Below are 1,360 nucleotides of genomic sequence, written 5' to 3'. Positions count from 1 at the left end.
CGGCCGGTGCCGCGCAAGCTCGCCGACGAGCTGGTGGCCAAGTACATCGACCTGCTGGACATCCGGCCCGCCGACCCCGACCGCGCGGTCGGGAACCTGTCGGGCGGCAACCAGCAGAAGGTGCTGCTGGCGCGGTGGCTGGTGACCCAGCCCAAGTTGTTGATCCTGGACGAGCCGACGCGCGGCATCGACGTCGGCGCGAAGGCGCAGATCCAGAAGGTCGTCGCCGACCTGGCCGCGGAGGGCATGGCCGTGCTGTTCATCTCCGCCGAACTGGAGGAGGTGGTGCGCGTGTCCGACCGGGTGGTGGTGATGCGCGACCGGCAGAAGGTCGCCGAGCTGGACGGCGCGGCGGGCGTGGACGACGTCATGGCGCTCATCGCCGGCGGCGGCGACCACGGCGTGGACACGGGTGTGAAGGCGGTGGCGTCGTGAAGAACCGACTGCTCTGGCCGGTGCTGGCGCTGGTCGCCCTGCTGATCCTGAACGTGGTGGTGACACCGTCGTTCTTCTCGATCAGGCTCCAGGACGGGCACCTGTTCGGCAGCCTCATCGACATCCTGCGCAACGGCGCGCCGACGCTGCTGATCGCGTTGGGCATGACGCTGGTGATCGCGACCCGCGGCATCGACCTGTCGGTCGGCGCGGTGGCGGCGATCGCGGGCGCGGTGACGTGCACCTACATCGCCTCCGGCGGCAACGCGTGGGTCGGGATGGGCCTGGCGCTGGCGCTGTGCGCGGTGCTCGGGCTGTGGAACGGGTTCCTGGTGTCGGTGCTGGGCATCCAGCCCATCATCGCCACGCTCGTGCTGATGACCGCCGGGCGCGGGGTCGCGATGCTGATCACCGAGGGCCAGATCATCACCGTGAACGACGACACCTACCGACAGGTCGGCGCGGGGTTCCTGGTGCTGCCGATCGCGATCCTGATCAGCCTCGCGGTGCTCGGGCTGGTGGCGCTGGTGACCCGGCGGACCGCGCTGGGCCTGCTGATCGAGTCGGTGGGCGTGAACCCGGCGGCGTCGCGGCTGGCGGGCGTGCGGGCGCGGACGATCATCTGGACGGTGTACGTGTTCGCCGCGCTGTGCGCGGCCGTCGCCGGGTTGATGATCAGCTCCAACGTCAGCGCGGCCGACGCCAACAACGCCGGCCTGTGGATCGAGATGGACGCGATCCTGGCCGTCGTCATCGGCGGCACGTCGCTGGCCGGCGGCCGGTACTCGCTGACCGGCACGCTGCTCGGCGCGTTGATCATCCAGACGTTGACCACGACGGTCTACACGATCGGCATCGCGCCGGAGATCACGCTGGTGTTCAAGGCGATCGTGGTGATCGCGGTGTGCCTGATGCAGGCGCCGGT

General features: G+C 70.1%; 2 protein-coding genes. Both read left to right on the top strand.

What is annotated here, in order from left to right:
• Window positions 1–435 (top strand): ATP-binding cassette domain-containing protein (locus tag ACFQ3T_RS36605; RefSeq protein WP_380730758.1); only part of this gene is annotated, 435 nt, incomplete at its 5' end.
• On the top strand, window positions 432–1,360 hold a 929-nt coding region (locus tag ACFQ3T_RS36600), incomplete at its 3' end, for an ABC transporter permease (RefSeq protein WP_380730756.1). The genes ACFQ3T_RS36605 and ACFQ3T_RS36600, both read left to right, overlap by 4 nt.

Source organism: Saccharothrix hoggarensis (genome assembly GCF_042678885.1).
Taxonomy (GTDB): domain Bacteria; phylum Actinomycetota; class Actinomycetes; order Mycobacteriales; family Pseudonocardiaceae; genus Actinosynnema; species Actinosynnema hoggarensis.
This window is presented reverse-complemented; position numbering and strand designations above follow the sequence as displayed.